We start from the raw sequence: 24892 nt of genomic DNA on the forward strand, positions 1-24892 counted from the left end.
CACTTCCTTTTAATCCTATTCCAGGCATTGATTTCTAAAAATAGAATGCTTATTATTTTCTGTCTCTATATTATACCAGATGATGACACCCCAATTCACACTATACAACTAGGAATAATATTGGCCAGTGAACCTAGCAACATCCAAATGAATCAAGATAAATAAGAATGAATGAGGGCAAAAATTCCCCCGTCCGATTTAGCAGCACACTTGGAGCCGCTCTATGCGCTATTTATTGGAGGTTGCGGAAGCCACTTTTCCCTTTAGGCTATCTCTCCACAGGCAAATCCTGTACGGTACAGTCGACGCCTTTTCCCGCGATAAGCTTTAGCTCCGATCACCGATTCCCTCCCTACAAAAAAGGGACAGCTCATCATCCACACTGAGCTGTCCCTTTTTCGATTAAATATTTCGTAGTACCCTGCAAAAATGTGAATTTCTATCAATCTTTGATAACGCTTCTGCCCTAGTTGCCCTTCCTAGAGTGACATGCTATGTGACCATTGTTCACACCTCTTGCACTTCCATGGAAACATCAACGCTTCCTTGGTTACCGGTCTTAAACCTTTTTATGCTGCCATGGAAATGTAGACGCACTCTTTATCACTGGTCTAAACCCTTTTTCCTCCCACACGGAAAATAGACGCCCTCCATAGACCGGCCCTACTAACCATGTCCATTCCCACTGGAACGTAAGTGCTTCTAAACCAATCCCCCGCTGAAAAGCATAAGGTTAGCTGCACTCGGTTATCTAAATGAAGTTTGCTTAAGATGTTTTTTAGATGGCTTTTAACCGTATGTTCCGAGATGATTAGCGTCTCGGAAATTTCTCGATTTGACAAACCTTTGGCTACTAATTGGAGGACTTCTAATTCACGTGTAGACAAAGGAACGTTCTCTTCTGTTCTAGCCTTCCTTTGAGGGAATTCCTTTAAGATTTGAAAGGCAATTTCCTTGGACATCGGGACTTCATCTAGAGCAAATGCTCGTAAATGTTCACACCATGTTTCCGATTGAATGTTTTTTAATAAATAGCCTTGAGCTCCTTTTTTTAAGGCATCAAATAAATCGGTGATATCATCTGATACGGTGGTCATCACTATTTTTACATAAGGGAATTTGAGTTTGATTCTTTTCGTTGCTTCTAACCCGTCCATTACAGGCATGTCAATATCCATCAAAATAATATCCGGCATGTATTGTTCGGTAAGCTGAATCGCTTCTTCTCCATTCTTCGCTTCCCCGATGATTTGAAAGTCCTTATAGTCTTCTAAAATTTCTCGGATAGCTTCTCTTGCATGTGAGTGATCGTCGACAATAAGTATTCGAAAAGGCTGCATTACTTGCGCTCCTTTTTTATTGTAATAATGGTTTCATTCTCGATTCTCTTGATCGAGAATGCCCATTCCATATCCTTCGCTCGATCTCGAATGATTTGTAATCCATAGCCCTTACTCAACTGAATCTCGTCATCCGTAAAACCAATGCCTTGGTCTTTAATCTGACAAATCCATCCATTTTCTAGTTCTGTCGCGGCAATCCAGATTTGATTTGTTTTTGCATGTTTGATGACATTCACAACGGCTTCTTTTATACAGGCGAACAACTCCACTTTTTCCTTTGGGGATAACGTATCCTCTTGAATATTCCATTGCAGGTGTACATCCACCAAATGCTGATTCTTCAGTTCTGTAACATATTGAAAGATGCTTTCTGTCCAACTAAAAGGCTCTTCAATAGGTAAGTATTTTAAGTTTGTAATTGCTTGACGAGTATCTTCGTGAACATGCTGGAAGGTTTGTTTTATTTTTTGAAAGTCCGGATCATGTTCGAGTTGATTCTTTCTCCCAAACTTATTCATTTTGACAGATAAGAGAAAGAGGGTTTGGGCGATTCCGTCATGAAGTTCCCTTGCCAGCTTTTCTCGTTCAATCAACGCTGCTTTCTTCGCTTTTTCCGATCGAAGCTCTTCTTGCATTCTTTCTAAAACAGTAAACAAGCGTCGTAAGAAAACGAGTGTAACGATAAAGACGAAAATCGGAGACAGATAATTTCCCATCTCCATTGAAATATACGGAAGGAGGAACTCATGACGAATGTATTCCCATAAAGCGATGGTAATCGTTGGAAGGAGCAAAATGAGCCATTTAATTTGTTTGTATTTCAAGCTTTCACCTTTTTCTCAATCGAAAATGTGTCTATATTTTAACATCTATTCAAATATTGTTAACCATTTTTAGATGAAATCACTCTTTCGAGGTATTATTTAATATTTTCATTGTAATTATAATGTTTTAAAGGCAGAGCAATCATGTTCATTCCTATCAATAGGGCAGCCTATCATTTTTAGGAAAAGGTAACATAATGCTTGAGACTTTATCAAAAAAGAAGGTTGTTAAAATGGATAAGCAACCCGACTTGAAGGAGGAATTGATGTTGAAACGTATTTTTACCGCAACAGTCGCGTTTTTACTAGCCATGACGATTTCTACGAGCGCATCTGCTCACTCGCATTTATCAGGAACCCATCCCACAGATGGTGAGGTGGTCACGGAGCCTTTAAATGAAATTATTCTTGAATTTGATGGTGATATTGAACAAGGTAGTTTTATAGACGTTACAACGTCAGAGGGACAAGCTGTTGATGTACAAGATTTAATCATTGGTGAGGGGACATTAACAGGAACGCTCGCCGAAACACTTCCAAATGACGATTATCAAGTAAATTGGAGCATTATTAGCGCAGACGGTCATCCATTAGAGGGCGAGTTCTCGTTCACTGTCGATCGTGCAACTCCTGAATCTGTGGAAGAAACAGCGGATCCATCAGAAACAACAGAACCAGCTGAGCATTCAATAGAAGACCAAGAAGAAGCGGCTGCAGCAGATGAAACAGAGGAAGAATCATCTTCTATGTCTATCCTTTTCATTGTTCTTTTAGTGATCGTTGTAGCAGGTGGTGTCTTCTTTCTTACTAAAAGAAAGAAATAAAGAATGGATATCTTCGTCATCATTAGCCAAACGCTGTTATATTTATGCTTTTCTGTCTTAACAGGAAGTTTTATTCTTCTATTAGTCCCAAGCAACTATCGTCCAGATTTAAAAATTTCAAAAGTTTTATTACTGATTCCCAGCCTGGCACTGCCTGTTTTCGCCTTTTTCCCGGTGCTTGACCTTACGCTCTATATAGCCCCTCGACTGGGTCTATTTGAATCGTTAAAAATTGTTTTAACTACTTATACAGTTGGAACCGCGTGGGATTTCACTCTTCTTGGTTCTATTCTGTTAGTGCTGCTCATTGCCTTGGCGAAGTCTACTGAAAAGCGCACCTTCGCCTTCTTAGGGATTCTCTTAACATCCGGATTAATCATTACGGTTGCTTGGTCAAGCCATGCCAGCACAATGGATCCCATCTTAGGCATCATCAGTGACTTTATTCATTTAGCAGCGGTGAGTGTTTGGGTTGGAATTTTGCTGATTATCGGTTGGTGCTCGCTCAATCAAAAAAATTGGCTTGAATTTTTAAGCTGGTTTTCAACGGTTGCGATTGGCTGTTTAGTCGCTACTGCTCTTAGTGGTTTGTTTTTGATGGATATATTGGTGGAAGGATACATTGATTCTTGGATGGTTTCGTATGGACAAGGGCTATTGATCAAACATTTATTCCTGCTGCCACTTGTTTTTTATGCCTTGGTCAATGGATTTATTGTGAAATATAAACTTACTAAGGATGATTCCTTTAACCCCATCCCTTGGATACGTGGAGAAGGCTTCATTTTATTTGTGATTTTCGCGATTACAGCGTTTTTTTCCCAACAATCACCTCCACATGGCCATTATAAAACAAGTGAGGCTGTGTCACCATTATTCCGGTTCTTTCATAGCGACATCATTGATGCCGGGAGCACCATTGGCTTTGTTGTGAACTCAAGTACTGTAAGCTTTTTCTTTCTCTCCATTTTATGTCTGGGACTCATAGGCTTATCGTTTTTCAAAAAGGCACCTATCCTTCTAACCTTTCTTTTTAGTTGCCTCTTTGTCATGAGTCTTTACATCATGTTCATGGTTACCGTGGTGATTCGCTAGCACCCTGTGCAATCATATTCCTTCGTTCGACAAAATCCGGGGTGTCCCTGTGACGTTTCGACAATGTCTAACTAGGAATAATGAGCAAACCGTTTTGATCAGCATGTTGGAGGGCCTCGCTTTTTTCCATAACCAAGTGAAAATCTCCGCTAAAGATCCGGAATGTTACGACAATGTTTTGATAACCAAACAGCCCGCTAGATTAGCGGGCTGTTTGGTTATTTATCTTTAGTTGAGCTCGTCACCAAAAGCTTAGTAAGTTCTGCCTCCAAAAGTCCCTTGTCCCTTTTAAAGCTCCTGTCCATTGCTCTCAATCACTTTTTTATACCAATAGAAAGAATCCTTTTTGCTTCTTGCGAGAGTTCCGTTTCCTTCATTGTCACGGTCTACATAGATCATGCCGTAGCGTTTTTTCATTTCACCTGTTGTAAAGGACACGATGTCAATGATTCCCCATGGTGTATAACCGATTAAGTCGACACCGTCCTCATTCACCGCTTGTTCTAATGCTTCAATATGAGATTTTAAGTATTGAATTCTTTCTGAATCGTGAACAGAGCCGTCCTCTTCCAATGTATCGACCGCACCAAAGCCATTTTCGACGATAAATAATGGAATTTGATAGCGATCATAAAAACGATTTAATGTATAACGAAGTCCAGTTGGATCAATTGACCAACCCCAATCACTGGAACGAATGTACGGATTTTCGATGCTATTCGGCAATCCACCATTCACGATATCTCCTGTATATTTTGTCTCGACCTCGCTCTTGACCGTCGTAGACATATAATAGCTAAAACCTAGATAATCAACAGTTCCATTCCGTAAAATTTCTTCGTCGCCGTCTTCGAACTTGATGTTGTATCCTTCTTTCTCAAATTCCTTCAGAGCGTAACTTGGATAATACCCGCGCACTTGTACATCTGGGAAGAAGTAGCGTTCTCTCATTAATTTTTCCGCTAACATCACATCTTCAGGGTTCGATGAATAAGGATAAATCGGCACGTGTGACACCATCGCCCCGATTTGGAAATCAGGATTGATTTCCTTCCCCTTGGCAACCGCTAGGGCACTGGCAACTAATTCATGATGAGCGGTTTGGAACATCACTTCCCTTGCGTTTTCGTTTTCTTTAACCACAACACCAGAGTTTGTCCATAAAAAGATTGGATTGCTTACATCCATTTGGTTATTAATTTCATTGAACGTCATCCAGTATTTCACTTTATCTTTATATCGGTCGAAGCAAACCTCAGCAAATTTCACAAAAAAGTCAACAAGCTTTCTGTTTCGAAATCCACCATATTCTCTTGCTAAATGTAACGGCATTTCAAAGTGAGACAGTGTAATAACAGGTTCAATTCCATGCTTCAATAATTCATCAAATACATGATCATAAAATTGCAATCCTGCTTCATTCGGTTCCACTTCGTCGCCTTTTGGAAAAATCCGGCTCCAGCCGATTGAGGTTCTTAAACATTTCAAGCCCATCTCAGCAAATAGTGCAATATCTTCTTTATAGCGATGATAGAAATCAATGGCTTCATGGTTTGGATAAAATTTGTCGGATTCAATTGTTTCGGTAATTTGTCTTGGCACGCCATGGGCACCCGCTGTCATCACATCGACCACACTTGGCCCTTTCCCGCCAGCATTCCAACCGCCTTCAAATTGGTGTGCTGCTAACGCGCCACCCCATAAAAAGTCTTTTGGTAATTTTGCCATGATGAACTCCTCCTTATTTTAAGAGCAAGTAATTTCTTCAATGTAGGATTCCCTTGTTCCACATTCCTAACGTCAAGAATGATCCTATCCATTTTGTCTGAATAAGTTTTTATTTTGTACACTCATATTATAATTGTACCGGTACAATTAATCAATGACGTAATAATTTTTACCATTTGTGATTTTTCAGCCTAAAAATGCTATAATTCGGTTGATGTTTGGAATAAACAGTAAAGAGGAATGAGCATGTTAAAATATCAGCAAATTGCCAATGACATTGAAAAATATATTGAAGATCATGCACTTCAACAAGGAACAAAATTGCCCGTTTTAGAAACGTTAATAGCTCAATTTCAGGTAAGCAAAAGCACGATTACGAAGGCTTTGGACTTATTGGAAAGAAAAGGGGTTATTTTTCAAGTAAGAGGAAGTGGCATTTTCGTTCGACGCCATAAACGAAAAGGCTACATCAGTCTGCTATCAAACCAAGGCTTTGCCAGGGACCTTGAGGAATTTGATTTAACATCTGAAATCATTGAATTAGAGGTAAAAAAGCCAACAGAAGAGGTTGCCCTCAATTTGAATATGAACCTTGAAGAGGATGTTTATTATGTAAAAAGAGTTCGGTTTATGAACGGGAAAACGCTCTGTCTCGAAGAATCCTTTTACAATAAATCACTTATTCCCTACTTAAATCATGAAATCGTCAAAGATTCGATTTTTAACTATATTAGCGATGCGTTAGGGTTAAAGGTTGGATTTTCAGATATTTACTTACATGTTGGGACGCTAACCGAGGAAGAAGCTGGGTTTTTGCAACTGAAAACAGGGGCACCAAAGCTTTATGTGGAATCTATTTTCCACTTAACAAATGGTCAGCCTTTTGACTTTTCTAAAGTCTCGTATAACTATGAACAATCGCAGTTCTTTATCCAAGCGAATGGTCAGTTATTCTAGTAAAAGGAAGGCCATAAGCTTCATGCGAGCACCCTATTGGTATTCCATTGAATAGGAGATTTGTAGGGTTGCCACCGTGTATGACGAATAAAAACGAGTTGGGTATAGATACACCTAGATTTCTCATAACAGAAAAAAGAGGATTGCAGCAATGCGATCCTCTAAAAGTGTTTTCCCCAAAAAGTGCGCTCTACCAATCCTCTATCACCTAAAGTTTTTAAAGCACCAATAAATAAGGCGTTTCGATATACTTGCTCAGCTTGTTAAGAAACTCTGCTGCAGTGGCGCCGTCGACGATTTGGTGATCGAACGTAAGGCTGAATGGAATTTTCTTGATCATTTTCACTTGGCCTTCTTCATCCAAAGCCAATTCGTCTTGGAATGAACCTACGCCCAAAATGCCTGTTTCTGGTGTGTTTAAAATTGGCGTAAAGTATTCGATGCCACTTGCACCGAGGTTGGTAATCGTGAATGTGGAGCCTGTCAGCAAGTCGCCGCTTGCTTCGCCGTTTCTTGCTTTTACAGATACGTCTTTGATTTCTTTGGCAAGCGTGCCAATCGTTTTCTGATGCGCATTCTTGACCACAGGGACGACCAAGCCATCATCTAAAGCAGTCGCAATCCCGAGATGCACTTCATCAAATTCCGTTAACATGCCGTCCACATAGTGAGAATTCACTTGTTTCATCTCTTGTAAAGCGAGCACAGCCGCTCTTGCGACCAAAACTGTGATCGTCAGCTTAACGTCTAAATCAGCCGCCGCAACTTGCTTTTTCAAACTGTTTTGGAAGTCGATTAAGGCATTGGCATTCACCTTGCGATGGATCGTCAATTGAGCGGTTTGCCCTAAGCTTCTCCGCATGTTCCGCGCAATCGCTTTTCGCATCGGATTAAGCCCAGCACCAATGGTTTCATCGTTAACTGGTGAAACAGAAACGTGTGCCGGCGCAGCCTCAACTTTTGTTTCGACTGCCGCTTTCGCCGCCGTCCCCTCTTGCAATGCCCGCTCGATATCATGCTTCGTAATCCGACCGTTTCCACCTGTTCCTTCAATTAAAGCAATATCTAGTTGATGTTCTTTCGCCATTTTTCTCGCCAATGGGGTGATAAAAATACGTTCACCTTGCACCTTTGTTGCGGCCTCTCGCACAGGAGCCGGCGCCGCAACAGCTGTGTCAGCTTCGACCTTGTCAACAACGGCTACCGATGCCGCAGCCGCGACTTCTTGAACGGCTCCCCCTTCTTCCCCAATCACCGCAATCGCCGCGCCAACTTCTAACTGCTCATCTACTTCGGCATTTTTCACGAGCAAAATTCCCGAAACAGGCGCTTCGACTTCTTGCGTTAATTTTTCCGAGCTAATCGTTAAAACCGGTTCGCCTTCACTTACTGGTTCCCCGACTTCTTTATGCCACTCCACAATCGTTCCTTCTGTCATGGTCATTCCCAACTTCGGCATTACAATGACTTCACTCATCTAGTTCACCCCCTAAACTCTAACTGCTTTTTTCTGCAAATCAATAATTAATTCTTCTGCCACGGTTAACACTTTTTTCACATCCGGAATATACGCTTGCTCTAAATTGTGCGCAAATGGCACCGGTGTATTTGGTGCGCACACGGTTTTAATTGGACCATCCAAATAATCAAACGCTTTATCAGCGACAACAGAAGCAATATCGGTTGCCGTGTTGTTATGCGGATTCGATTCATCGATCACGATCAAACGACCCGTTTTCTTCACTGAATTCAATACTGTTTCTTGATCCCATGGCGCAACCGTTCTTAAATCAATCACTTCAACGGAAATGTCGTCTTTCTGTAAAGTTTCCGCTGTTTGTTGTGCCACTTGAACCATTTTCCCAATCGCAACAATCGTCAAGTCCGTTCCTTCACGAACAACATTCGCTTTGCCAATTTCAATGGTGTAATATTCTTCTGGCACATCCCCTTTCATGCCATAAAGCATTTTATCTTCAGAGAAAACAACCAAGTTATCATCTTCAATCGCCGCCAACATCAAACCTTTGGCATCATATGGGTTCGATGGAACGACCACTTTCACGCCTGGAATCGAGCCGAACCATCCATATAATGTTTGCGAATGCTGTGCCGCAGCTCCTGCGCCTGCGCCGTGGACCGTGCGAACAGTTAGTGGAATTTTCGCTTTGCCGCCAAACATATAACGCATTTTTGCGCCTTGGTTTAAAATTGGATCGAGCGCAAACCCGATGAAATCATTAAACATCAATTCCGAAATTGGGCGTAAGCCTGTCGCCGCTGCCCCAACAGCTGCGCCAAAATAACCATGCTCCGCAATTGGAGTATCAATCACGCGTCCGCGCCCGAACTCGGTCACCAATCCTTTTGATAATCCGAAAACTCCACCAAAAGCATCATCGTAGCGGCCATCGTCTTTGACTAAATGGTCGACTTCTGCTCCTCCAGCTACATCGGTTCCGATTAAAATAACGGTTTCATCTTTTCGCATCGCTTGTGCCATTGCTTCGGTAATAGCAGTCATAAAGGTTACTTCTCTTTTGGTCATTTTTCATTCCTCCTATTCTTATGCAAAAATATCGGTATATAAAGATGATAAGTCTGGTAATGGACTTGCCTCCGCAAACTCGACAGCGTCTTTAATCGTTGCTTTTGCCGCTGTTTCAATGTCATTTGCTTCTGTTTCCGTCATCCAGCCTTTTTGAATCGCTTTTGCACGAAGTTCGACAATCGGGTCGCGATCACGGTTTGGATCTTGATCGGTTTTGTATTTTTGTTCATCGCCTTCAAAGTGGCCAAACATCCGGTACGTATCACATTCAATTAAGGTTGGACCTTGCCCCGCTTTTGCTCTCACAATCGCTTCTTTGGTAGCGTTATAAACGGCTTCAACATCCATTCCATCGACACGAACGCCAGGCATATTATAAGCAGATGCTCGCTCCGCAACCGTTTCAGAAGCACTCGCGTATCTGAACGGCGTTCCTTCTCCAAATTGGTTGTTTTCACATACAAAAATAACCGGCAAGTTTAAAATTGACGCAAGGTTCAAGCCTTCATGGAAAGTGCCTTCGTTCGAAGCACCATCACCGAAGAAACAAACCGCAACATTGTCGCGTCCTAATGTTTTGATACTAAGCGCTGCCCCTGCCGCTAAACCGAAGCCACCGCCAACAATTCCATTGGCCCCAAGCATGCCTTTTTCCACGTCGGCCACGTGCATCGAGCCGCCTTTTCCACCGCCAAGGCCATCCTTTTTGCCCATGATTTCCGCCATCATGCCTCGAATATCACAGCCTTTTGCAATCGCATGACCATGACCACGGTGCGTACTGGTAATATAATCTTCATCGTCTAACAAAGCCATAACCCCTGTCGCCACCGCTTCTTCACCGGCATACAAGTGAACAAACCCTGGAATCAATCCCTTTCCAAACGTACGGTGAACTTCTTCTTCGAAAAAGCGGATTTCATTCATCTTCTGATAAATCCAAAGGACTTCTTTCTTTTCCATTGATAATTCCTCCCTTGATAAAATTGGATTGGCTTTCTAGTAAGCTACTTATTTATAAAAGCAGATTCGCTTTCTGGTAGAACACATGCTGATATAAAATCAGATTGGGTTTCTGGGTGGACACTAACTTAGAAGTCTGCCTATTTCAGGTATTTGCCGTTTTTATAAAACCAATCTTGCTTTCTGACAGGGCATTTCTTTTATAAAAAAGCAGATGGTGGGAAACTTCAACAACCTGTCTCCGTAAAACTTGTGACCTACGCATGGATCGCTTGTTTATATAAAGCATTTGCATTTTCACCGATTGCTTCGGATATCGCTGGATGGGCATGAACAAGGCTTGCGAGCTCACTCATTGTACCTTCCGCATGCTTCACAGCTAAAATTTCGCCGATCAGCTCTGTCGCTTTCGCCCCGACAATCACTGCGCCGAGAATTTCCTGGTAGCGCTGGTCCGAAATGATTTTCACAAAGCCATCCGTTTCTCCCTCGGCAATCGCTTTTGCATTTCCAGCTAGCGGCGTGACGGTAACTTGGACATCAGCATAGCTTTTTCTCGCTTGGTCTTCGCTCAGTCCGAACGAAGCAATTTCTGGATGGGTATAGACGCAGCGTGGAATTTCTGTTTGATTCAGCGGTTGCGGCGTTTCTCCATTCATCCTATGAACCGCAACGAGACCTTCCGCACTCGCCGCATGTGCCAACTGATAGCCACCGATTAAATCCCCAACGGCATATACATGCTTTTTGCTTGTTTCATAAAACTCATTCACTTCTACAAACTTGTTCGCACTATCTAGTTTCAGATTCAAATCAGTCGCCACTTCAAGGTTTGGCTGTCTGCCTGTCGCAACGAGCAGGGTATCAAAAGATATCTCTTGATCGGTTAACAGAACTTTTCCGTCTGTCACTTCCTGAATCTCCGCTAGTGTGATGGCCTTGATTTTTTTCTTCTTCAAATGCTTTTTAATTACTTTGCGCGCATCCTCATCCTCGGTTAAGAGAATGTCAGGAGCCACTTCGATGATGGTAACGTTGGTCCCCAGTGGAGCCATCGCAAAGGCGAGCTCTACGGAAATCACTCCGCCGCCGATGATGACCAACTGTTTCGGCAATTCTTTCAAATCAAAGAATGTATCAGTTGTTAAATAGTTAACTTGGTGCAAGCCTTTAATCGGCGGGATAAATGGTCTGCTCCCTGTTGCCAACAAAAGGTCCTTTCCCCGTAGTGTTTCGGCGCCAACAGTGACAATTAAATCACCTGTGACCGACGCCTCACCTTGGAAAATCTCGATGTTGTTCTTGTTTAAAAGATGTTCCACACCGCCGGCCAAAGTCCGGACCACTTGATCTTTTCGCTTCATTAATTTTTGAAAATCAATAGAAACTTCGCCGGTATGAATGCCCCAAGAGTTGGCTTTTTGAATTTCTTCCACAAGCTCACTATGTTTCAAAAGAGCTTTGGAAGGAACGCAGCCGACGTTCAAGCAAGTTCCACCGAGCTTCTTCCGTTCGACAATGGCCACCTTTTTACCCAGTTGGGCAGCACGAATCGCGGGAACATATCCCCCTGGTCCTGCTCCAATGACAATGAGGTCAAATTCCTTCATTTGGTTTCATCACCTTGCTTTCGTCTTAAAGTGAAAGTTGATTACACTGATTTAAGATGCAAGAAGCGTGCCAACTTTTTTAAAAAATAGAAATCCAGTTAATTCAACACTTGGCTCCTCCCATTTACATCCCTTCTCTTTGGCAAACTGTCTCATTGAGACGCAGATTGTCTCATGTGTCTCAAGTGTCTCAAGTGAGATAACGGTAAATAGAGTTAACTTGCTTTTCAAAACAGATGGCTAGTTTAATAGATTGAATGGTTGTGATAGCGGGAATTTTATTAATTGAGGCTTGGGAACCATTTTAAACACTAAAAAAGGCTATTTCCCTTAAAAAGATAAGTTACCTTCTGAAAAACGGGGACTTTTTTACTAAAAACACGAACAATTTTATTGTATCTTTAAAATAACGTTCGATATTTGGGTTGATTCCCGTTTCTATCTTTGTTATAGTAACAACGTATTCATTCTTCATATCATGACTCGTATATTCTCAGTAATATGGTCTGAGTGTTTCTACCTGGTTCCCATTGAAAGAACTAGACTACGAGTTGAAGTATAAAGATGGTAGTGAGCAACTAGCATCCCGGGATGATTTAGCATATTTCCGATGCTTAATTATGCTTATACTTTGACTTCGTAGGTCTGGAAGGTAGAAACATTCTACATTTTCCGGACCTTTTTATATTGAGAAAATAGAGAAACCTAAACAGCAGGAGGAGATCAGAATGAGAGAAACATTTTTAAAAAGAAAATCATCTTTTACTCTATTGATTATCGGACTACTATTATTTGCGGTCGTAGGGTGCAGTTCTTCTTCCGCGTCTGAAGGAACAGAAGAAGCTACAACAGATGAGACACAGCAAACAACAGAGGAAAAATCACAGAAACCAATTCTAATTCAAGCTCCAATGCCAATCGAAGGCGAAAAGCTTGTTGAAAAACTAGAAAACGTAACAGAAGAAACATCCGGAAACTTTGTGTTTTGGATTGGAACGCTTGAAGATTATCCAGTAATTGTAGCGAAAACTGGAAAAGGAATGGAAAATACAGCAGCCGCTACGATGCTTGCAATTGAAAAGTATGATCCAATCGCGATCATCAACCAAGGAACATCTGGCGGACACGACCCAAGTCTCAATGTGTTTGATATCGTTTTAGGAGAAAGAACCGTAAATATCGGGGCATTAAAAACACCTACTAAAGAAGAAGGCGAAGGAATTGTTCCTACCGAATGGATTCCGATGGATTTAATGGCTTCTGAAGGAAGCGCTGGCGAAGATCCAAATGCGGAGAAAGCTCGTTATTTCGAAGGCGATGAAAACTTACTAGCAGCTGCCAAAGCAGTGAAAGACACTTATACAAAAGGGAAAGTTGTGGAAGGAACAATTGGTTCCGCCGATTTCTGGAACAACGAAGTTGATCGCATCAACTGGTTCCACACCAACTTTGGCACAAGTGTAGAAGAAATGGAAGCGGCATCCGCTGCCCAAATCGCGGGCGCTTATGAGGTACCATTCCTTGGCATTCGTGTACTCTCTAATAACAAAACAAATGACGGGGAATACAATCCAAATACAGCAGCAGCGAACCAAGGCTATGTGTATGAAGTGGTGAAAGAATATATTTCTACGTTAACGAACGAAAAGTAAAACAATCGAAAGACGAACAAATCGACATCCGGTTTGTTCGTCTTTTTTGTTTATAGCTCTTTTCTCAGAGATTGTTGTTTTTTAAAGGAAATAAAGAATCATTTTGCTATGATTCTATTCCAAAGATTTATTATAAGATGAGAAAAGAGCTTCCAAACTAAGTAGTACGTAGAGAAAAGCTTATTTCGCGTTAAAATCGGCTTTAGGATTTTAACAACAAATTTTACGAAAACAGCCTTGATTATAAATTCAAGGCACTCAACCTTTATCCTGTACAGAGCACATACATGGAAATCCCGATGTTTACCCCTTCCAATCTTCCGACTTCAGATGATACTGGTTCATTTTCCGATACATCGTCGCTCGTGAAATCTTCAATCGCTTCGCTGCGCTTGTGACATTTCCTTTTTCTTGGCTGAGCGCTTCGATTAGCCTTTCCTTTTCACCCTTTCCTGAGTGGTTAATAACTTCCAAGGGAAGGTCGGAAGATGAAAGCTCATTTCCCTCCATATTAAAAAGAGCCTGCTGAATTACATTCCGGAGTTCGCGAATATTTCCAGGCCAAGGATATTGTGTAAGGCACTGCATTGCTTTTTCCTGAACGAAGATCTCTTGTTTCCCAAACTCACCGCCCATTTCTTGCAGAAAATGATGGACCAGTTCCGGAACATCGCTGCTTCGTTCACGCAATGCCGGGATTTCTAATTGAATCACCTGAAGGCGGTACATGAGGTCCTCGCGAAACTCACCTTTATCAACGAGTTGCGCCAAATTTTTATGGGTGGCGGCAATGACACGAACATCTAGTGGAATCGTCTTTTCGCTGCCTAGTCTGGTCACAACCCGTTCTTCGAGAATGCGAAGAAGATGAACTTGCAACTCTAACGGCATATCGGCAATTTCATCAAGAAAAATGGTTCCCCCCTGTGCCATTTCAAATTTCCCAGGTTGACCTTTTGATTTCGCACCGGTAAACGCGCCTGGTTCATAGCCGAATAATTCACTTTCAAGCAATCCGTGCGGAACCGCTCCACAGTTAATTGCGATAAATGGGTGTTGGCACCTATCGCTTGCTTGATGAATCGATTGAGCAAAGACTTCTTTCCCTGTCCCGGTTTCCCCGCAGAGAAACAGAGTCGAATCAATCCGCGCTGCTTTCTGCGCTTTCTTGACAACAGCGCCAAATTCGCTTGAAGAACCGATCATATCATCAAAACTATAGCGTGTTGTTTTTGATTTCGTTAGTCGAGACGATTTCGTTGTTTTCTTTGATAAAGCAGGGAGTTCGGTGTTTTTTCTAAAAAATACAACCGCTCCAAGTGGATTGGATTGGTAAGTGACGGGATAAATTGAGAAAATAAATGTTTGTTTTTGCTGATCGACCTTCGCTTCTTCCCTTATGATCGGTTGTCCTGTTTGTAGGACTTTTTCAACAAAGTGGTTTAAAGTTGGGATTGTTGCTGTGGTATCAAGTTTACTAAAGGTTGGATGGGACTTTGCGGCATGATTTTTTCCCACAACGTTTTTTCCACGATCGATGATTAAGACTTCATCTGTGATCCCTTCCAGCGCTGTGTTTAAAAATAAATGATTATGTAAAGCTTGTTTAGAAAAATATTGTTGGATGGTTTTCGAAATTTGATTTGCTTCTGAGAAGATGTACTGTATGGTGTTTGGATTCAGTTGATGATTGGCGCCGGCAATATTAATGACGCCTAGTAATTCATTCGTATAAGGGTATAGAATGGGAAATGCGGCACAAAACCAGTCATGGTTTTTCTCACAGAAATGCTCGGAATACAACACTTGGGCGTATTGCTTCGTTTTCAGAGCAAGCCCCACTGCATTTGTCCCCGCTGATTTCTCTGTCCAAATGCCCCCATCATAAATTTGAATTTTCTCTGCCTTTTTTAGCACATTCCGTTCCCCAGAAGATTGTAAAACGGTTCCTTGACGATCAGCAATGGAAATCATCGTTTTCGTTTCATTAAAAAATGGTGCTAAATGGTTGATTTGAGGCTTTACAAACGAAAGCAACTCCTCATTTCGTTCCAGCCGTTCTTCCAGGTCATTCCCATGGATAACCTCATGATTTCGATTTTGAAAAGGACAGACTCCAAGTTTTTTAGAATCCTCCCATGAATCAATAATACTCTCACGAATTCCACTCCCCGTATATTGCCCGAGCTCTTGATAACGCTTCCAGACTTGATGAACAGAAGCGTTATAATCTTCCGCCAAAACGATCTCTCGCGTCAGTGAATTCTCCATGCAATTCCTCCATTATTAAAATAGGAAATTATGAGAATATTATAACACAAATACAGTCAGACTGGGTGCTTGGGGGACACGGGGACAGGTTTTGTTGCTCAGACCTCCCTAATGAAGACTACTAAGGACGGCGGATTCTTGCTTCGTGGGGAAACCGAAATCCTTCCACGACGAAAAGGACAGTGCACATGCCTGCCCCTTTTAGAGATGGTATCTTATTGTACTTTCTGGCAGATTCCGGCTAACTCTGAACGATCTAGTTTTACCGACACCGCTTCCCTCTTAGATAAGGTTCCTTTAGCCCACCACAAGCAGCAGGGACATAGAAGGAAACCACCCCCGCCACTATACGACGCTGTTTTTGACGGAGTTGCTCTCGCTCACATCTGGGTCAATGACGGTTGCGGCTGGAACGGCTACTGGGGAGAGATCCCCGTTTAGTTCGCCAAAGGCTTGGTTTCGCTTATAGGTGACGAGTTGGTCAATGATTTGCAGTGTTCCCATATTGGCAACGGCACCATTATCAACTGTGTTCACCTTGATTCCAAGAGCATTGATTACCACTGGTGAAACAAAAAACATGTATATCCCCCTGTCTTTTTGTTCATTCGCACTGTTCGCCAACCATACCCTTCATTTGCGCTATAAGAGACTTGTTTTAACGGCATTACTATCTGACACATCCGGGTCATTGACCCAGGAAGTCGACAGGATCGTGGGGGAACGGTCCCCGTTTTGTTCACCTATCCCTTGATTCCGCTTATAGGAAACAAATTGATCCAAATGTTGACTTGGGCCGAGATTGACTACCCCTGCATGGTCAACCGCATTGATCTTTATTCCTAAAATATTTAGTGATACCGGTGCAAATGACATATGCTCTCTCCTTATGGCCGAGGAAGATTCGCTGTCTCAAAAGAAGAATTGGAATCAATTTGGTCGCGGTCATCGACAGCGCTTCTCGTCCCCATAAAATTGGTTCCATCCCCCATATTTTGGCCGAGACCCTGATTTTTTTTATCTGAATTATGCCACTCTGCTAAAAGGTTTTGACCGACATTGATCGCAGATGCATTCTCAAATGAATTCACCTTTATGATATTGATATTGATATTAATATATGGAACAGGACCAACCATTCACTTCCTCCTCATTTTTATTACTTAGGCTTTTACCCAAACAAGGTTGCTTGCGATCAGTAATGAGAAAAAAGCCTGCTAACTAGAAATAGCTGCTTTTCCGTTAAAATGAACCTTACGATTTTAACAACAAACTTTACGAAACTAGCCATCTTAAAAAGGCTTACCAATCCCCTTCTGCGCGTTTGCATCCTCGACGTCATCATCGAAAGTAGTGCCTTTTGTGTAGATTCTTAAACACTCATCCCCGAATTGCTGACCAAAAGCTTGATTTTTCTTTGCGGCTACATTCCTATTTTGTTTCAGTGTAGAACTAAGAGACAGCGAACTACCATGATCCAGATTATTAAGTTTGATATCGGCAATATTTATGTTGGTTGGGAGAAAGAACATAAATCACGACCCTTTCCTCGTTGGAGTTTTACCTGTTCCGAGACTATTTCACTATATGACTGATAACAAAGAAATATGATTTCTCAGAACCTGGACAAGACGGAAACGGTTTGAACCTTCCCATGTTGCCAGCATTTTATATGAATGATTTTTTTAATCATAAATATGATTAGTTATAGATGAAGACATGTACCGAGACGACAAGGGGGACGATCCACCATGGATATGAACAAGTTCTCACAATGGATGGATTTAGCAAAGAAATACCAAACCGGGGATTTTTGGGATGGGATCTTTGATCAATCCTCCTTTGATGAGTGGATGAAAACTCAATTTGATCCAAATCAGTCGAGTGATACCGCTAGAAAATCAGAGAAACGAAAAAATTTTCCTCCAACCGATATTATCGTCACAGATGGAGAAATTTTAGTCCTATTCGATTTAGCTGGCTACGTAAAGGAACATATTCACTTATCTGTATCCGGAACGAAGCTTTTAATCAAAGGAAACAATCACCAACTGATGGCCGGAGAGGTGATCCAACAAGAACGATATCACGGCCCCTTTGAACGGGTAATCCAGCTCCCGGAGCCTACGTTTCCTGATCAGATTCGAGCTAAATTTACGAATGGGCTTTTATATGTTTCCTACCAACGGCAGTTTTTGAAAGAAGAGCAGGTAAACATTGAGTAATCGTCTTTGAGGAACTCAGAAATGATTGAAGAAGTCTAATCAAGGACCGGGAATTATTAAGTAAGTTTTATGAAGGGACCATTTGATTTAATCTGGCAGACAGGATGTCGATAAAAAATGTTCAATCAAAAAGCTCAAAAGAAAAACCGAGCGGAATGGGAAAAGCACATTTTACGAATCAATTCGCTTGAAGTTCAAATGAGATCCTTATTGGAGTTTGAGAAAAAGGTTCGAAACACGATGTATCAAAACAACAGTGAGGAAAAAAGAACCCAACAGCGAGGAAAGCCGAAAGAAAAGGATTCTAACGTCGAAACTGCCCATAAGATTAAGATGCTCAACAACAAAATAACCGAACTGGGGCAAAGAGTGTCCCAATTGGAAGATGGTCTACAGCGCGATGATCAGACTACCGTCACCCCTCCTGCGCAGGAATTGGATGAACGGATGATCCAGTTTATCGAACAACTGATTTTAGAAAAAAGAGCGGTTGATCTTGAACGGGAAAAGCAGTTGGTTGAAAAAATTCACATTTTAGAACATCAGATTTCGGGCCTACATGAAAATCGATTCAGTCCCCCCGTAGCTTCCCCCAACATAGAATCTGAAGATTTTTCAACAGGTGAACATCCAAATGAAGAAAGGGCGGAGAAGGAAGACTTTTATCAGCAGATTGACATGAGGGTACAATTGTTAGAGCGTAATTTATTATTAATCAATGAAGTGCAGACCGATCTGCTAAAACGGTTAGACGACCTGCTCCAACAAAATCATAATGATCCGGACTCCACCGACGAAACGATAGAATCAATAAAGCAGGAAGAACCAATTTTACAAACGATCTATGTGGATAAGCTCTATTTAGAAAAATATGAGCAAAACAATAACTTTGCTCAGCTTGGAATTAAGAGTTTGAGTGGGGAGTTAAATATCGGAGCGACATATGGAAAAGGAGCCGTCCCAAAAGAAGTGACCGATCAAGTAAAAGAGGATATGGAAAAAATGAAGGATATGAAAGCGGATATGAAAAAGGACCAACCGGGTACAAGTCACTCAGAGGATTTTTTCGATGAAGAGTCCTCCTCAGATGTAGATTCGGGCCCTTCTGAGAAAAACACTCCATATACAGAGATTTTTATTGAGGATGAGGAAGACGAAGGTGCGGAAGGACAGGCCTAATCCCTCCGCCCTTGTCCCTAAATCGAGGTGTAAAAGGCCATTGTATTCTTCGGTGTTTCCCCTCCTAAACTGGGCGTGGTGCTGCCCTTGATCATAACCAATTGACATCGTTCTTCCCTCCACTCATTTTAATCACAAGTTCTTGGTAAAAATCAGGAGTGGACAGACACCCTAGTGTTTCTGCGGAAGTATGTTTTCATGGGGCCCAAAGATCGTTTACAAGGTGAGAAAAGAGCTTACAAACTAAGTAGTATTGCAGAGAAAAGCTTATTTCTCGTTAAATCGGTTTTCATTTTTTAACAACACCCTTTACGAAAAAAGCGTTGTCAAAAGGCATTCCTTCGCGGGGTGAGGGATAAATTTATGAGAAATTGAAAAAAATTATGATTCTAACCATTCACCTAATCGTCATCTAGCATACTATGTTAAATGTGATGGAGGTGATATTTATGAGCGGAGGAGTAGGCTACGGTGGCGGCTTTGCCTTGTTAGTCGTATTATTTATTCTACTGATCATCATTGGAGCATCTTGGTGGGGTTACTAATCATAAAATTCAGTTAGGAGAGTTGTCAATGGGCTTTGGAGGTTGTGGATATGGCGGCTATGGCTACGGTGGCGGCTTTGCAGGAGGATTTGCACTAATTGTCGTGTTGTTTATCCTCTTGATTATCATTGGTGCCGTTTGTTATCGCTAACCAAAAATAAGGAAAGGGTGTCGGGATTAACCGGCACCCTTTTTGAATGAGACAGAGGGACAGGTCCCTTGTCCCACCACCACCCGGGGTGTCACAACAAATGAATTTCTAAAAAATTACCAGGATCCCTGCTCAAATTTGCATTTTCAGCCTCAACTTGTCATTATGAGCTCCCTAAAAAAACCTCCCCCCCTATTTTCGCTTTAAAGCTGATTTTCCCTCGTTCGCTGCCAGCCTAGTTTCCCGGTATTTTAAAGGTACCCGGGAATATAACAAAAAAGCGCGCTTTCCGAAAGGAACCACAACCACATGGAAAGCTTTGAAGAATTGCAAACAACCTTTACCCCGATGATTCACCACATCATGCGCAAGTTATCGATTTATAAGAATAGAGATGAATTCTTTCAGGTTGGCCTCATCGCTCTTTGGCAGGCTCACCAACGCTTTAATCCAGCGAAAGGAAGCTTCTCTGCATTCGCATATGCCTACATCAGAGGGTCACTCATGCAAGAGTTAACCAAAGAGACCAAAGACACCGAGCACTATTTTTATGCCACTGATGAAGTTTTTGAACCATTTGAAGCAACAAACACCCCACCTTTATATGAGGAGGATACCATTCTCGCGTTATGCCAGAATCACAAGCTAACCGAGAATCAAACGAAGTGGGTTTTGTACTACAGCCATCATGGTCTAAAAAACAAAGAGATTGCTGCAATCGAAAACGTTAGCGTATCGACTGTCAAAGGCTGGCGAGTGGGAGCACTCGAAAAGCTCCGCAAAGACCCCCTGCTTTGCTTAAGTGAGTTAATAGACTAACAACTAACCGTTTAAACCCGCAATAGCCTTAAACAAACAACACTGGCTTATGAGTTCTGCCTTTAGGGGTAGCTGAGTTGACCTTTCTCTAGAAAAGCAATTTCAGTTCTTTCTTTGAAAAAAGTACGATCTACCCTGTCCTTTTTTCTCCTTTCCTTCTATATAGAAGGTGAAAGGAGGTGAGCAACATGGCCCAACAAGTAATCAAGAATACCCGCCTTACCCTCATGTATGAAACAGGATTGGACGAAAAAGGCGAACCGATTTTTAAAGGAAAATCATATTCATCCATCCGTATGAGTGTGACACCAGATCAACTTCATCAGGCGGCAGTTGCACTTAGTGGATTATGTGCCCATGTATTGTCATCCATCGAGCGTACCGACAACCACGACGTATTTTAATCTTTATCCAGCTTTAAAGTAGAAAGGAGGTGATTCTTTTGGCAAAAGTCCTTGAACTCCAGTTCGTTACAGACCTTGGGAAAACGACAAAAATCACGGTTGACAACCCAATTGAGCCGGTTGACCCAGCAGCTGTTAAGCTTGCGATGGAAACCATCATTGCATCAAATGCTTTCTATTCCAATGGCACTTTAATCGCAGTTGACCGTGCACGCGTCGTAGAACGAAATGTCACCGAATACGAAATTGTGTAATCAGCAAAGGCCGGTTCCTCTACACAGGAACCGGCCTTTCTCTAAATAAAAGAACCCCAAAAGGAGGAAAGAAAAATGGATGAGCTCATCCCCCTAATCAGTGAAGTAGGCTTTCCGATTGTCGTCACATTGTACTTGCTATATCGAATTGAAGCTAAGCTCGACAATGTCGTCCAATCCATCCAAGACCTACCCGAGCGAATGAAGGACCGAGCCTAAACTCATGGAACATTTTGCTTGTGAAACAAGAAAATTCGGGGGGTCGCTGTGACTCTTGCGCCCGTACAAAAAAGGAAGCCATTCTTTTTCTCTTAATTGAGAAAAGATGACTTCCCTTTTTGTTATGGTAAACGTAATGGTTCAAACGCGCCTTAGAGGATTCGAACCTCTGACACACGGCTTAGAAGGCCGTTGCTCTATCCTGCTGAGCTAAAGGCGCAAAAGTTCCTGGCGGAGAAGGAGGGATTTGAACCCTCGCGCCGGTTGCCCGACCTACACCCTTAGCAGGGGCGCCTCTTCAGCCTCTTGAGTACTTCCCCAGAAAACAAAAAAATGGCTCCGCAGGTAGGATTCGAACCTACGACCGTTCGGTTAACAGCCGAATGCTCTACCACTGAGCTACTGCGGAACAAAGAATATTCTATATATGGTGGGCCTAAGTGGACTCGAACCACCGACCTCACGCTTATCAGGCGTGCGCTCTAACCAGCTGAGCTATAGGCCCATTTTAAAATGGAGCGGGTGATGGGAATCGAACCCACTACATCAGCTTGGAAGGCTGAGGTTTTACCAGTAAACTACACCCGCATTTTATAAGATATGACTTAAAAGTTAACATACTGACAAACCATTCATTCCGCAACAAAGTCCTACAAATGAGTGGAGGCAGCAACCGGATTCGAACCGGTGAATAAAGGTTTTGCAGACCTTGGCCTTACCACTTGGCTATGCTGCCTAAAAAATGGCTGGGCTAGCAGGATTCGAACCTGCGCATGACGGAGTCAAAGTCCGGTGCCTTACCGCTTGGCTATAGCCCAATATTATGGGGCGATCGATGGGAATCGAACCCACGAGTGTCGGAGCCACAATCCGATGCGTTAACCACTTCGCCACGACCGCCATAATGGCACTAACGATTAAAAATAAAAATGGTGGAGGGGGACGGATTCGAACCGCCGAACCCTGAGGGAGCGGATTTACAGTCCGCCGCGTTTAGCCACTTCGCTACCCCTCCATAAAAATGGTGGCTCAGGACGGAATCGAACCGCCGACACATGGATTTTCAGTCCATTGCTCTACCGACTGAGCTACTGAGCCACACAGCATAATCTATATCAACAGCAAAAAAACCATGCTGAAGTTTTATTATGATGGCGGTCCGGACGGGACTCGAACCCGCGACCTCCTGCGTGACAGGCAGGCATTCTAACCAACTGAACTACCGGACCATATATAGTTTAAAAAATTTGGTTGCGGGGGCAGGATTTGAACCTGCGACCTTCGGGTTATGAGCCCGACGAGCTACCGAACTGCTCCACCCCGCGATAATATTATTTTACATAGATTTGATCATGCTCTATGTTAGCACTAACTGTCCCGGTCTCAGAAAGCTAAATCAAGTAGAAGCTCGACCGGTACAACTCGCAGTTGTTTCAATGAAGTAACGCTCGTTGCTCCACCCCGCGATAATCGTATTAAAATTTAATGGCGGAGGAAGAGGGATTCGAACCCCCGCGCGGTTTAACCCGCCTGTCGGTTTTCAAGACCGATCCCTTCAGCCAGACTTGGGTATTCCTCCATTAAATATATAGCGGCGGAGGGGATCGAACCCCCGACCTTACGGGTATGAACCGTACGCTCTAGCCAGCTGAGCTACACCGCCATTTTAAATATTGAAAAGTGGAGCCTAGCGGGATCGAACCGCTGACCTCCTGCGTGCAAAGCAGGCGCTCTCCCAGCTGAGCTAAGGCCCCATCATAAAAGGAATTCTTACAGATATCGGGAAGACAGGATTCGAACCTACGACCCCTTGGTCCCAAACCAAGTGCTCTACCAAGCTGAGCTACTTCCCGTAAGAAATGGCGCGCCCGAGAGGAGTCGAACCCCTAACCTTTTGATCCGTAGTCAAACGCTCTATCCAATTGAGCTACGGGCGCATAAATCTATTTGGAAAACACTCTATATTTTTTTCGCTTAAGTGAAAAAAATGATGGTGCCGAGGACCGGAATCGAACCGGTACGGTAGTCACCTACCGCAGGATTTTAAGTCCTGTGCGTCTGCCAGTTCCGCCACCCCGGCTTAGAACAAAGAGCGGAAGACGGGATTCGAACCCGCGACCCCAACCTTGGCAAGGTTGTATTCTACCACTGAACTACTTCCGCATATAGGATTAATTCTTTTATATTACAATGAAGGATGATTATTTTTGCTATCGCAATTTATAGGAAGATTATTTTCACTAACGTGAAAAAATCTTGGTGCGGGTGAAGGGAGTCGAACCCCCACGCCTTGCGGCGCTAGATCCTAAGTCTAGTGCGTCTGCCAATTCCGCCACACCCGCATAATAACAATCAATGGAAAGTTATTTTTGCTATCGAAAAATAGTGGTAAGTTATTTTCGCTATCGCGAATTAATGGATGATTATTTTCACTATCGTGAAAAAAGTGGTAAGTTATTTTCGCTACCGCGAAAAAACTTTGGTGAGCCATGAAGGACTCGAACCTTCGACCCTCTGATTAAAAGTCAGATGCTCTACCAACTGAGCTAATGGCTCAAAATAAGTGGTGCCGGCCAGAGGACTTGAACCCCCAACCTACTGATTACAAGTCAGTTGCTCTACCAATTGAGCTAGGCCGGCAATATTTTTTCACTTTGTGAAAAAATTATGGTGGAGGATGACGGGCTCGAACCGCCGACCCTCTGCTTGTAAGGCAGATGCTCTCCCAGCTGAGCTAATCCTCCACATTATGAGTTATTTTCGCTAGTGCGAAAAAACTTTGGTGACCCGTACGGGATTCGAACCCGTGTTACCGCCGTGAAAGGGCGGTGTCTTAACCGCTTGACCAACGGGCCAATTGAAATATTTACCAATGAGATAATCCAAAATAAATACCCCGTAAGGGGTAATGCCTGGCGACGTCCTACTCTCACAGGGGGAATCCCCCAACTACCATCGGCGCTGAGAAGCTTAACTACCGTGTTCGGCATGGGAACGGGTGTGACCTTCTCGCCATCGTCACCAGACTATTTAATTAAGGATAGATCTTTTACTTTCGCAAAAGTCTTTGTTCCCTCAAAACTAGATAATGTTTGTAAGAAGTAAAGTAAATACTGAGTATCTAAGTTTTTTCGCGTTAGCGAAATAACTATTTTGGTTAAGTCCTCGATCGATTAGTATCAGTCAGCTCCACACGTCACCGCGCTTCCACCTCTGACCTATCAACCTGATCATCTTTCAGGGATCTTACTTAGCTAATGCTAAAAGGAAATCTCATC

The 24892-nt window shown here is 42.7% G+C and carries 23 protein-coding genes, 24 tRNA genes, 2 rRNA genes, 1 pseudogene and 1 riboswitch; of the genes and pseudogenes, 12 read left to right on the forward strand and 38 right to left on the reverse strand.

Going from position 1 to position 24892, the window contains the following annotated elements; all coding sequences use genetic code 11:
* Nucleotides 1-709 precede the first annotated feature (709 nt).
* Together M3182_RS21535 and M3182_RS21540 are read right to left on the reverse strand one after the other, a co-directional pair.
* Nucleotides 710-1340, reverse strand: a pseudogene (locus tag M3182_RS21535) (response regulator); the annotation flags it as partial.
* Nucleotides 1340-2167 (reverse strand): sensor histidine kinase, encoded by an 828-nt coding sequence (locus M3182_RS21540; RefSeq protein ID WP_251560019.1) that lies wholly within the window; start codon nt 2165-2167, stop codon nt 1340-1342. The pseudogene M3182_RS21535 and the gene M3182_RS21540, both read right to left, overlap by 1 nt.
* A 266-nt stretch (nt 2168-2433) precedes the next feature.
* On the opposite strand from M3182_RS21540, the gene M3182_RS21545 reads away from it, so the two are divergent.
* Nucleotides 2434-2991, forward strand: a complete 558-nt coding sequence (locus M3182_RS21545; RefSeq protein ID WP_251560021.1) for a copper resistance CopC family protein — start codon at nt 2434-2436, stop codon at nt 2989-2991.
* 3 nt (nt 2992-2994) lie between these two features.
* Nucleotides 2995-4086 carry a copper resistance D family protein gene (locus M3182_RS21550; RefSeq protein WP_251560023.1) on the forward strand — a complete coding sequence of 364 codons (1092 nt, stop codon included), beginning with the start codon at nt 2995-2997 and terminating at the stop codon, nt 4084-4086.
* 288 nt (nt 4087-4374) lie between these two features.
* Here the strand turns inward: M3182_RS21550 and bglA are convergent, their stop codons facing one another.
* Nucleotides 4375-5814: a 6-phospho-beta-glucosidase BglA gene (gene bglA, locus M3182_RS21555; protein ID WP_251437409.1), complete on the reverse strand. Its 1440-nt coding sequence runs from the start codon at nt 5812-5814 to the stop codon at nt 4375-4377.
* A gap of 246 nt (nt 5815-6060) precedes the next feature.
* Between bglA and M3182_RS21560 the strand changes: the two genes are divergently transcribed.
* Nucleotides 6061-6771: a GntR family transcriptional regulator gene (locus M3182_RS21560; protein WP_251560025.1), complete on the forward strand. Its 711-nt coding sequence runs from the start codon at nt 6061-6063 to the stop codon at nt 6769-6771.
* Nucleotides 6772-6988: 217 nt separating this feature from the next.
* Here M3182_RS21560 and M3182_RS21565 read toward each other — a convergent pair whose 3' ends face one another.
* The 4 genes from M3182_RS21565 to lpdA all read right to left on the reverse strand — a co-directional run bounded on the left by M3182_RS21565 (nt 6989) and on the right by lpdA (nt 11895).
* Nucleotides 6989-8248, reverse strand: a complete 1260-nt coding sequence (locus M3182_RS21565; RefSeq protein WP_251560027.1) for a dihydrolipoamide acetyltransferase family protein — start codon at nt 8246-8248, stop codon at nt 6989-6991.
* Nucleotides 8249-8260: 12 nt separating this feature from the next.
* On the reverse strand, nt 8261-9319 hold the full coding sequence (locus tag M3182_RS21570; protein ID WP_251437397.1) for an alpha-ketoacid dehydrogenase subunit beta: 1059 nt from the start codon (nt 9317-9319) through the stop codon (nt 8261-8263).
* Between the two features lie 18 nt (nt 9320-9337).
* Nucleotides 9338-10285: a thiamine pyrophosphate-dependent dehydrogenase E1 component subunit alpha gene (locus M3182_RS21575; RefSeq protein ID WP_251560029.1), complete on the reverse strand. Its 948-nt coding sequence runs from the start codon at nt 10283-10285 to the stop codon at nt 9338-9340.
* Nucleotides 10286-10542: 257 nt separating this feature from the next.
* Nucleotides 10543-11895, reverse strand: coding sequence for a dihydrolipoyl dehydrogenase (lpdA, locus tag M3182_RS21580; RefSeq protein WP_251560031.1), 1353 nt, complete (start codon nt 11893-11895; stop codon nt 10543-10545).
* Nucleotides 11896-12358: 463 nt separating this feature from the next.
* Nucleotides 12359-12462, forward strand: a riboswitch (purine riboswitch).
* Nucleotides 12463-12623: 161 nt separating this feature from the next.
* Between lpdA and M3182_RS21585 the strand changes: the two genes are divergently transcribed.
* Entirely contained in the window at nt 12624-13547 is a 924-nt protein-coding gene (locus M3182_RS21585) for a 5'-methylthioadenosine/S-adenosylhomocysteine nucleosidase (protein WP_251560033.1), read from the forward strand.
* 303 nt (nt 13548-13850) lie between these two features.
* Here M3182_RS21585 and M3182_RS21590 read toward each other — a convergent pair whose 3' ends face one another.
* From M3182_RS21590 to M3182_RS21610, 5 genes are all read right to left on the reverse strand, one after another.
* A complete protein-coding gene (locus tag M3182_RS21590) occupies nt 13851-15818 on the reverse strand; it encodes a sigma-54-dependent Fis family transcriptional regulator (RefSeq protein WP_251560035.1) in 1968 nt (655 codons plus the stop codon).
* 345 nt (nt 15819-16163) lie between these two features.
* Entirely contained in the window at nt 16164-16400 is a 237-nt protein-coding gene (locus M3182_RS21595; RefSeq protein ID WP_251437389.1) for a hypothetical protein, read from the reverse strand.
* Nucleotides 16401-16460: 60 nt separating this feature from the next.
* Entirely contained in the window at nt 16461-16694 is a 234-nt protein-coding gene (locus tag M3182_RS21600) for a spore germination protein (protein ID WP_251437387.1), read from the reverse strand.
* Between the two features lie 11 nt (nt 16695-16705).
* Nucleotides 16706-16957, reverse strand: coding sequence for a hypothetical protein (locus tag M3182_RS21605; protein ID WP_251560036.1), 252 nt, complete (start codon nt 16955-16957; stop codon nt 16706-16708).
* Nucleotides 16958-17110: 153 nt separating this feature from the next.
* Nucleotides 17111-17350, reverse strand: a complete 240-nt coding sequence (locus M3182_RS21610) for a hypothetical protein (protein WP_251437375.1) — start codon at nt 17348-17350, stop codon at nt 17111-17113.
* Nucleotides 17351-17569: 219 nt separating this feature from the next.
* Between M3182_RS21610 and M3182_RS21615 the strand changes: the two genes are divergently transcribed.
* The 8 genes from M3182_RS21615 (at nt 17570) to M3182_RS21650 (ending at nt 21614) form a co-directional block, all read left to right on the forward strand.
* Complete coding sequence (locus M3182_RS21615) at nt 17570-18043, forward strand: Hsp20/alpha crystallin family protein (protein WP_251437373.1); 474 nt, start codon at nt 17570-17572, stop codon at nt 18041-18043.
* Nucleotides 18044-18160: 117 nt separating this feature from the next.
* Complete coding sequence (locus M3182_RS21620; protein ID WP_251560038.1) at nt 18161-19222, forward strand: hypothetical protein; 1062 nt, start codon at nt 18161-18163, stop codon at nt 19220-19222.
* A 449-nt stretch (nt 19223-19671) separates the two neighbouring features.
* Nucleotides 19672-19767: a YjcZ family sporulation protein gene (locus tag M3182_RS21625; protein WP_251437369.1), complete on the forward strand. Its 96-nt coding sequence runs from the start codon at nt 19672-19674 to the stop codon at nt 19765-19767.
* A 28-nt stretch (nt 19768-19795) separates the two neighbouring features.
* On the forward strand, nt 19796-19918 hold the full coding sequence (locus tag M3182_RS21630; protein WP_251437359.1) for a YjcZ family sporulation protein: 123 nt from the start codon (nt 19796-19798) through the stop codon (nt 19916-19918).
* A 309-nt stretch (nt 19919-20227) separates the two neighbouring features.
* Nucleotides 20228-20737 carry a sigma-70 family RNA polymerase sigma factor gene (locus tag M3182_RS21635; RefSeq protein ID WP_251437349.1) on the forward strand — a complete coding sequence of 170 codons (510 nt, stop codon included), beginning with the start codon at nt 20228-20230 and terminating at the stop codon, nt 20735-20737.
* Nucleotides 20738-20925: 188 nt separating this feature from the next.
* On the forward strand, nt 20926-21141 hold the full coding sequence (locus tag M3182_RS21640; protein WP_251560046.1) for a DUF1659 domain-containing protein: 216 nt from the start codon (nt 20926-20928) through the stop codon (nt 21139-21141).
* Between the two features lie 38 nt (nt 21142-21179).
* The gene (locus M3182_RS21645; RefSeq protein ID WP_251437346.1) at nt 21180-21395 is read left to right on the forward strand and encodes a DUF2922 domain-containing protein; all 216 of its coding nucleotides are present in this window, start codon (nt 21180-21182) and stop codon (nt 21393-21395) included.
* Between the two features lie 75 nt (nt 21396-21470).
* A complete protein-coding gene (locus M3182_RS21650) occupies nt 21471-21614 on the forward strand; it encodes a YvrJ family protein (protein ID WP_251437344.1) in 144 nt (47 codons plus the stop codon).
* A 146-nt stretch (nt 21615-21760) separates the two neighbouring features.
* Here M3182_RS21650 and M3182_RS21655 read toward each other — a convergent pair.
* The 26 genes from M3182_RS21655 to M3182_RS21780 all read right to left on the reverse strand — a co-directional run.
* Nucleotides 21761-21834: transfer RNA gene (locus M3182_RS21655), tRNA-Arg, on the reverse strand.
* A 9-nt stretch (nt 21835-21843) separates the two neighbouring features.
* Nucleotides 21844-21934 (reverse strand) — tRNA-Ser (locus M3182_RS21660).
* Between the two features lie 14 nt (nt 21935-21948).
* Nucleotides 21949-22023: transfer RNA gene (locus M3182_RS21665), tRNA-Asn, on the reverse strand.
* Nucleotides 22024-22042: 19 nt separating this feature from the next.
* Nucleotides 22043-22119: transfer RNA gene (locus tag M3182_RS21670), tRNA-Ile, on the reverse strand.
* Nucleotides 22120-22128: 9 nt separating this feature from the next.
* Nucleotides 22129-22202: transfer RNA gene (locus M3182_RS21675), tRNA-Gly, on the reverse strand.
* Nucleotides 22203-22275: 73 nt separating this feature from the next.
* A tRNA-Cys gene (locus M3182_RS21680) sits at nt 22276-22350 on the reverse strand.
* A gap of 7 nt (nt 22351-22357) precedes the next feature.
* Nucleotides 22358-22432: transfer RNA gene (locus M3182_RS21685), tRNA-Gln, on the reverse strand.
* Nucleotides 22433-22438: 6 nt separating this feature from the next.
* Nucleotides 22439-22514: transfer RNA gene (locus M3182_RS21690), tRNA-His, on the reverse strand.
* Between the two features lie 30 nt (nt 22515-22544).
* Nucleotides 22545-22629: transfer RNA gene (locus M3182_RS21695), tRNA-Tyr, on the reverse strand.
* A gap of 7 nt (nt 22630-22636) precedes the next feature.
* Nucleotides 22637-22712: transfer RNA gene (locus M3182_RS21700), tRNA-Phe, on the reverse strand.
* A 54-nt stretch (nt 22713-22766) separates the two neighbouring features.
* Nucleotides 22767-22843: transfer RNA gene (locus M3182_RS21705), tRNA-Asp, on the reverse strand.
* A gap of 19 nt (nt 22844-22862) precedes the next feature.
* Nucleotides 22863-22939, reverse strand: a tRNA-Met gene (locus M3182_RS21710).
* Between the two features lie 161 nt (nt 22940-23100).
* Nucleotides 23101-23193: transfer RNA gene (locus tag M3182_RS21715), tRNA-Ser, on the reverse strand.
* Between the two features lie 10 nt (nt 23194-23203).
* A tRNA-Met gene (locus M3182_RS21720) sits at nt 23204-23277 on the reverse strand.
* An 18-nt stretch (nt 23278-23295) separates the two neighbouring features.
* Nucleotides 23296-23368: transfer RNA gene (locus tag M3182_RS21725), tRNA-Ala, on the reverse strand.
* Nucleotides 23369-23393: 25 nt separating this feature from the next.
* A tRNA-Pro gene (locus M3182_RS21730) sits at nt 23394-23467 on the reverse strand.
* Between the two features lie 7 nt (nt 23468-23474).
* A tRNA-Arg gene (locus M3182_RS21735) sits at nt 23475-23551 on the reverse strand.
* 54 nt (nt 23552-23605) lie between these two features.
* Nucleotides 23606-23694 (reverse strand) — tRNA-Leu (locus tag M3182_RS21740).
* 11 nt (nt 23695-23705) lie between these two features.
* Nucleotides 23706-23777: transfer RNA gene (locus M3182_RS21745), tRNA-Gly, on the reverse strand.
* A 94-nt stretch (nt 23778-23871) separates the two neighbouring features.
* A tRNA-Leu gene (locus M3182_RS21750) sits at nt 23872-23956 on the reverse strand.
* Nucleotides 23957-24094: 138 nt separating this feature from the next.
* Nucleotides 24095-24170 (reverse strand) — tRNA-Lys (locus M3182_RS21755).
* Between the two features lie 8 nt (nt 24171-24178).
* A tRNA-Thr gene (locus M3182_RS21760) sits at nt 24179-24254 on the reverse strand.
* 28 nt (nt 24255-24282) lie between these two features.
* Nucleotides 24283-24358: transfer RNA gene (locus M3182_RS21765), tRNA-Val, on the reverse strand.
* A 36-nt stretch (nt 24359-24394) separates the two neighbouring features.
* A tRNA-Glu gene (locus M3182_RS21770) sits at nt 24395-24469 on the reverse strand.
* A gap of 55 nt (nt 24470-24524) precedes the next feature.
* A 5S ribosomal RNA gene (gene rrf / locus M3182_RS21775) occupies nt 24525-24640 on the reverse strand.
* Between the two features lie 127 nt (nt 24641-24767).
* Nucleotides 24768-24892, reverse strand: a 23S ribosomal RNA gene (locus tag M3182_RS21780); the annotation flags it as partial.

This window comes from Mesobacillus maritimus (genome assembly GCF_023715205.1).
In the GTDB taxonomy this organism is placed as follows: Bacteria; Bacillota; Bacilli; order Bacillales; family Cytobacillaceae; genus Mesobacillus_B; species Mesobacillus_B maritimus_C.